Source organism: Massilia pseudoviolaceinigra (genome assembly GCF_030846505.1).
GTDB lineage: Bacteria > Pseudomonadota > Gammaproteobacteria > Burkholderiales > Burkholderiaceae_D > Telluria_A > Telluria_A violaceinigra.
In genome coordinates, this window is sequence record NZ_JAVCWL010000064.1 from 1 (window position 1) to 6,852 (window position 6,852).

The window sequence follows — 6,852 nt, forward strand, 5'->3', positions numbered from 1 at the left end:
CTTACTTCGCTTCTTTCGAAACGCCCCTGATCTGTCTTGCAACTACTTGATTTCGCTACTGAATCAGCGGGGAGGCGAACTATAGCAAAGCCTCCCCGGAGTGGCAAGGCCTATTCTGATAATGTCGTAACGGAGTAACGCGAATCGGCGCGCATGCTGCCTGGCGTGAACGGCAGCATCGGCCAAGTCTTCTGCGAATACAAGGGCAACTGGTCGGCGTGGTAGGGCGACGCCGGATCGACAGACTGCCCATACAGAAGCATCGCATGCGCGACCGGCCCGGCCTCATCGAACATCACCGTCTGAACATAGCTGGTACCCCATGCAATCTGGTGATAGCCATCCGCCTGCAGCGGCGTCTCCATATGAATGGAATTGTAGGAACCATCAATATCGCCGATCGCACCGTGCAGCGGCACTCGTCGGCCATTGCGCGTATCGCTCTGATAATCGCCCAGCCGCCCGTCCAGCGGAACGTTCAGGGCCTGCATCTGCTGTGCCGCCTCCTTCAAGGCCGCCAGCATGCCAGGCCCCGCACCCGGAGCGAGCCCGCGCGGCGTATTCACGGGATCTGCCGGGTCCAGCGGAACAGCCCATTTGTCCGGAATATGCGACGCCCGGTTCCAGAACTCGCGAAACAGGACCGCGCCCCGGCTATCGAGGTTGGCATGCCTGTCCCATGCGTTTAATACCCGGCAGGCTTGCGCCACAATGGCATCGATGGAAGCGCCGCACAGCGGCAGGAACTCCGGGAGCATCAATTCAGCCGCATACACGCGATTGGCAAACGCCAGCTCCTGCACATCGCTCATCCGCAGCCGGCGGTGACTGGCCACGGCATCTTCAAGCTGCCTGAAGCCGATGCGCGTGCGCAGCATCTGCGCTACGCCGGTCTGCCCGTACAGCGGCGAGTAGCCGAAGGGCGCCGGCCCGGTGAGCAAAGCGCGCGGCGTCGACAGCCAGTAACTATCGTTGGAATTGCCGACATAATCGGTGCGCGTCATCCAGGGCGCCTCGACCGGCGAGAATACGCCCGCCGGCGCCCGAGTATCATCGCCCCACGCGCAGGCCGGGCGCGAGCCGTCGAACATCAGTAGCTGCGGCAGCACAAAACAATCGGACGCGAACATCTGCGCGCCAACCTTGGGCACGACACTCGCATCCGCGTACAGGACATTGCCATCGCGGTCCGCCGCCATGGTATTCACCCAGGGCAGGCCCACGATCCTGTCGAGCGATGCCTTCATCTCGCCGACATTTTTAGCGCTGCCTACGCCGATCCATTGTTCGATCAGACGCGTATTGTGGCGATTCGCATCGCCCAGCACATGCACCGCCTCGTTCGACCAGGTGATACCCGCATCCGGCTTGACCAGCACCGCGCCCTGCTTCGTAAAATAGAAGGTCTTGCTGCGCCGGCTCATGCGGCCATCGGAGCGCAAGCTGTCGACGCTGACGGTTTTGGAGCTCATCTTGGTGGGAACGCCATCGTACAGATACGTCGTGCCACTCGCATCGCGCGTATCGAGCGCCAGTCTGAAGGTCGTGAAATGGACCGCGCGCGTCACGGTATGCGTCCACGCCACATCCTTGTTAAAGCCGATGACGATAATGGGAATGCCGCCCAGGATGGCTCCCATGGCGTCGTACCGCCCCGGAATCGTCAGGTGCGCCTGATAAAAGCGGTCGGTGCTGGTCCAGGGATAATGCGGATTACCGAGCAGGATGCCGCGCCCGTTCACCGTCACGTCCTTGCCGAGCGCCAGTCCATTGCTGCCCAGTTGTTCCCGGGTCAGGCGCGCAAGCCTGCGATCAAGGAAGCCGATATCGCTGACCGCAACCGCTTCGCGCTTGTCCGCGAGCGAAAAGGCGGCAGCCCGCGCGGCATCGACGATCTCCTGCGCGAATACCTGGCCGGACGCGTGCAGCGCCTTTTCGGCGAGCACCAGCATCATGTCTTCGTACGTGATCGGCCTGACCCACGGCGCCGTGTTGCATGCGGCGGGATAGCGGCCGGCATACTCCTTGAGATAGCGGTTATAGCCGGCCGCGTAACCGGCCAACAAATCGCGCGCATCCTGGCTGCCGGCCGCGTACCCTGCTTTTAACTGCTCGGTATCGAGATAGCCTTTGAAAAAAAAGTCGCTGTCCTCGTTGTTCAGCTTCATGAAATCGCTATTGGCCCCATATTCGCCATTGCGCGCCGGCGTTGCCGCTTTATCGGCGCCAAAGAACTGTGAGCGCTCGCCGCGCACCGTGAGGATGGTATCGGCGAACATGCACACGTTATCCTGGGCATAGGCATAGGCCAGGCCGTAGCCGATGCCGCGAAAATCACGCGCACGTACATGGGCGATGCCGTGCGACGTGCGCGCCAGCTCGGCGCTGAACTGCGGACGGGCCACGGTCCGCGGTTCAGGTGCCTCGTCGCTACGCCCGCAGCCGCTCATGGCGAGCCCGGCCAGGCATGCCGCCAGGGCAGACCAAACCGGCCGATTGTGGCGAACCAAATCCAAAAATGCGCATCTCATGGTGACTCCCTTTCACTGGCGCCGGCCAGGATGACCGACAGGCAATCGTACGAACGCCGGCCTGGGGCGTATTGAGTGGAGTCAACAAAGGAAAACTGTGCCATGCAGCACGGCGGATAGTGTTCGCCCGTCTCAATTGTGTACGGTTGAATGGGCGCGCGTTTGAGCGTACTGTTCAGGCATGGACAAGCCGGTTATCGAACGCAACGGGTTGCATGAGGAGATGCGTAACATCATCGAAGAGGCGCGCGTGATTCTTCCCGGCGTGCAAGCGCTGTTCGGCTTTCAAACCATCGCCGTCTTCAATGACCGCTTTGCCGAACTGCCATCATACGTAACCTTGTGCCACCTGATCGGGCTGGGCATGGTGATCATCGCCGTCGCGCTGGTGATGACGCCGGCCGTCTACTACCGGGTGGTTGGCCCGGCCAATGTATCGCGCCGGATGATCGCGCGTTCGTCATGGCTGATCCGGTGCGCCCTTGCGCCTCTGGCGTGCGGGCTTGCGCTGGATATGTTCACGGTCATCTTTGTGACCACGCGCGGCTTGCCGGCCAGCGTGGCGGGCGCGCTGCTGACCTTGCTCATCCTGATTGCCTTGTGGTTCGCATTCCCCTGGTACGAGCGCAGGCGCTGCCGTTCGCGCCAGGGCGATGCGGGGCATCACTAGCGAGTGGATGGCGGTGCTCAATAAACACTAGATGAAGCATGCGCCATAGGCGCCGCAACGGCGGCTATGGCGGCATTGTCGCATTGTCAGTAAGCAGGCATTACCGGCCTGCGTTGGCCGTGAACGACGTACCGAGTCGGCTGCGCCCTGGCGCCGCCACCGGTACGTGGCGGCCCGGTCAGGCTCAGTACGGACTGGCGGTCGGGCGCACGATGATTTCACTCACGTCCACGTCGGCCGGCTGGTCGATGGCAAAGCGGATGGCACTGGCAATGGCCGACGGTGCGATCGCCACGCGCCGGAAGTCGCGCATTGCCTCGCGCGCCAGCGGATCGGAAATTGTTTCCGCCAGCTCGGACTCGGTCACGCCGGGAGAGATCACGGTCACGCGGATGTCGCCGCCCACTTCCTGGCGCAAGCCCTCCGACAGGGCGCCCACCGCGAACTTGGTCGCGCAGTACACGGCGGCAGTGGGACTGACCGCATGGCCGCCAATCGACGAGAGATTGATGAACTGGCCCGAGCGCTGTTGCTGCATCAGCGGCAGTGTAGCTGCGATGCCGTGCAGGACGCCGCGGATATTCACATCGATCATATGATTCCATTCATCGACCTTGAGCGCATCGAGCCTGGACAAGGGCATCACCCCGGCGTTGTTGACGAGCACGTCGACACGCTTGTAGACGTCGAGCGCGAAGGCCACGAAGCCTTGCACATCTTCCAGGCGGCATACGTCCATCGCGAAACTTTCAGCGGCACCACCTTCGCTGCGGATCTCGGCAACCAGGGCTGTGAGGCGGTCGGCGCGGCGCGCCCCGAGCACGAGGCGGTAACCGTGGCGTCCGAGCAAGCGCGCGGTCGCGGCGCCGATGCCGCTGCTGGCGCCCGTGATGAGGACCACTTTCTGATGCGAATGAGGATGGCTGGACATGTGATTCTCCTTGAATGGCGGACAGGTGATGCATCTTACAAATCACTGGCACGCACGGAAATACACAGGACTCTCGGCTGATTGCCTATTTCTACAAGGTGTCAATGCATGCGGGCATGCGCATGCGAGGCGGGTGGGCGAATGCTCCGTCGAACTTGAATCCGCCTACCTGTGGCTGATGAGAAAAAGAAATATTTGATGCTTTCGTTAGGTGTAATATTCGCAGAGGCATGCCGATCCGGGCCTCGAGGACGGCGTGCACGCATGGCCGGTGCGCACCACACCGTGGAACGTATAAAAATAAAACCGGCGGCATTGCCGGAAGATTGTCTGGGGGTGGGGATGGGTTTGACGGCGAAGACCAAGATCGATTGGCGCGAGCAATGCGCGCAGCCGCGATCTTCTGTTAACCCGCCACATACCGATGCGAGGATGCTCTGAGTCAAGCCTCCGTCAAGACCTATCTGCCCTGGGTCGTCGCCGCTGCGCTGTTCATGGAACAGCTCGATGCGACCATCGTCAACACGGCGGTGCCGAGCATCGCGGCGAGTTTCGGCGTCAGTCCGCTCAGCCTGAAATCCATCGTGTCCAGTTACATCCTCAGCCTGGCCGTCGGCATTCCGGTCAGCGGATGGATGGCGGACCGCTTCGGCACGCGGCGCGTGTTCGCGGTGGCCATCGTGGTCTTCACGATCGCATCGGTGCTTTGCGGCATGGCGGTCAACACCCCGATGATGATCGCCGCCCGCTTGCTGCAAGGCTTCGGCGGCGCCATGATGATGCCGGTCGGGCGCCTCGCCATCATCCGCACCTTTCCCAAGTCCGAGCTGCTGGGCGCAATGAATTTCGTGATCATTCCGGCGCTGATCGGCCCGCTCCTGGGACCGACGATCGGCGGGCTGGTGGTGCACTGGGTGTCGTGGCGCTACATTTTCTTCATTAACGTGCCGGTCGGCCTGGTCGCGCTGTTCCTGGTGTTCCGCTACATGCCCGACTATCGCGCGGCGCAGCGGCGGCCGCTCGACGTGATCGGCCTGATCCTGTTCAGCTCGGGAACCGCGATGCTGTCGTGGTTTTTGGAAATTTTCGGCGAACACACCCTGGCGCCCGTGACAGCGGCGGCCATGCTGGGGTCCTCGCTCGCCTTGCTGGGCACGTATGGCTTGTATGCAAGAGGCAGGAAGTATCCGCTGCTGCGCCTGTCGTTGTTTCACATCCGCACCTTCCGCATTGCTGTCGTCGGCGGTTTCCTGACGCGGCTGGGGCTGGGCGGCATGCCGTTCCTGCTGCCGCTGCTGTACCAGGTGGGGCTGGGTTTTCCGGCGTGGAAATCGGGCTTGCTGATGATGCCGGCCGCCATCGCGGCGATGGCGATGAAACTGGTGTCGCAACGTTTGCTGCACCGCTTCGGCTATCGCCAGATCCTGGTGGTGAATACGGTGTGCATCGGTTTGACGATCGGCCTGTTTTCCTTCATCGGCGTCGGCACGCCGCTGGTGTTGATCGTGATGCTCGGGCTGACCCAGGGATTTTTTAATTCGCTGCAGTTCTCGTGCATGAATTCACTCGCGTATGCCGATATCGACGATCAGGATTCGAGCATGGCCAGTACGATGTCGAGCTCGTTCCAGCAGTTGTCGATGAGTTTCGGGCTGGCCGCCGGATCGCTGGTCACTGCCTGGTTCCTGGGCGATGTGCCGCAATCCGACCGCACCATCGTTATCAGCGCGCTGCATCATGGTTTTGCGACGCTGTCGATCATTACCGTGATTTCGTCGCTGACCTTCTGGCGTTTGCAGCAAAACGATGGCGAGAGCATCAGCCGCGGTACGGCGCTCAGGCTTGAGCGCTAAACCTGGCTGCGACGCCCGCGGTTTCTGATGCTTGCAGCGGCTACTACGGTGGAATGAGCACCTTCAGCACAGTCAGCAATGACTTCGTCCTCGAGGTTAGCAAGAATGGTTTCATCCGCAGGACGCCATCTGTGGATGAAAACTTTGCCTACGGTTTCGCTGCCAATACGCTGTACGCACTCAAGACAGCCGACGGCACGAATGCGTTTTCCATTCTGGCCAGAGTGACGTCAGGCGATGATAACCCTACCTCGCTGCCTGTGTTGTCGGGCAAACAAAGCGCATTCGCCATCAATAACGGCACCCTGGTCGGCTTCGATCTGGCGACGAAGTCATTGGCGTGGAAAGCTGCGGGACTCGCTGTTGGCGTGCCCGTTTATGCCAAGGATGTGGTGTATGTTCTCACCGCAAAGGGCGCAGAACTGGAAGCGCGCTCGCCTGAAACCGGGGCTTTGCTCTGGTCCTCCGATAAATTGCACGACTACGATAAATTTGAGCAATTGGTCGTGACGGACAATCTGGCATTTGTCAGTTCGGCGGACCGCACCGCTGCAATTGACTTGAACACGCGCAAAATCGTCTGGGAATACCCGTTGGGTGGAACACTGTCGATCTCAAATCGCGGCGTGCTGTATATTACCGGGGGCAAGCGTGAGAAGTTGGCCGCCATTAATCTGGAATGAAGGACAACAGGCGAGGCCGATGTGCTGGCCTTTTCTCCTGAGGAATTTTGTTAATTGATTTAATAGCCCAGCGCAGTGTGGGCTATTTTTTTTGTATGCCCTGGCACCGGGCGCGCCAGCAGGCGAAAAAAAACCCCACCTGCACGAAACGCGATTGAGCGCGTTGGCTGGTGGGGCTTTCTCA

General features: G+C 60.9%; 5 protein-coding genes. 3 read left to right on the forward strand and 2 right to left on the reverse strand.

The window, feature by feature from the left end:
• Positions 1-110: 110 nt before the first annotated feature.
• Complete coding sequence (locus RBA40_RS32740) at positions 111-2,405, reverse strand: penicillin acylase family protein (RefSeq protein WP_306653024.1); 2,295 nt, start codon at positions 2,403-2,405, stop codon at positions 111-113.
• Positions 2,406-2,712: 307 nt separating this feature from the next.
• Here RBA40_RS32740 and RBA40_RS32745 point away from each other — a divergent pair, with 307 nt between their 5' ends.
• Positions 2,713-3,201, forward strand: a complete 489-nt coding sequence (locus tag RBA40_RS32745; protein WP_306653026.1) for a DUF6328 family protein — start codon at positions 2,713-2,715, stop codon at positions 3,199-3,201.
• 184 nt (positions 3,202-3,385) lie between these two features.
• Here the strand turns inward: RBA40_RS32745 and RBA40_RS32750 are convergent, their stop codons facing one another.
• Positions 3,386-4,132 carry an SDR family oxidoreductase gene (locus RBA40_RS32750; RefSeq protein WP_306653028.1) on the reverse strand — a complete coding sequence of 249 codons (747 nt, stop codon included), beginning with the start codon at positions 4,130-4,132 and terminating at the stop codon, positions 3,386-3,388.
• Between the two features lie 494 nt (positions 4,133-4,626).
• On the opposite strand from RBA40_RS32750, the gene RBA40_RS32755 reads away from it, so the two are divergent.
• Both RBA40_RS32755 and RBA40_RS32760 read left to right on the forward strand, forming a co-directional pair.
• Positions 4,627-5,985 carry a DHA2 family efflux MFS transporter permease subunit gene (locus RBA40_RS32755; RefSeq protein ID WP_374710583.1) on the forward strand — a complete coding sequence of 453 codons (1,359 nt, stop codon included), beginning with the start codon at positions 4,627-4,629 and terminating at the stop codon, positions 5,983-5,985.
• A 53-nt stretch (positions 5,986-6,038) separates the two neighbouring features.
• A complete protein-coding gene (locus tag RBA40_RS32760; protein WP_306653029.1) occupies positions 6,039-6,668 on the forward strand; it encodes an outer membrane protein assembly factor BamB family protein in 630 nt (209 codons plus the stop codon).
• Positions 6,669-6,852: the final 184 nt, after the last annotated feature.

What these genes read in the sequence shown, in the direction of transcription:
- RBA40_RS32745 (WP_306653026.1), top strand. Translation starts at nt 2,713, where the DNA reads ATGGACAAGCCGGTTATCGAACGCAACGGGTTGCATGAGGAGATGCGT.
- RBA40_RS32750 (WP_306653028.1), bottom strand. Translation starts at nt 4,132, where the DNA reads ATGTCCAGCCATCCTCATTCGCATCAGAAAGTGGTCCTCATCACGGGC.
- RBA40_RS32755 (WP_374710583.1), top strand. Translation starts at nt 4,627, where the DNA reads ATGGAACAGCTCGATGCGACCATCGTCAACACGGCGGTGCCGAGCATC.
- RBA40_RS32760 (WP_306653029.1), top strand. Translation starts at nt 6,039, where the DNA reads ATGAGCACCTTCAGCACAGTCAGCAATGACTTCGTCCTCGAGGTTAGC.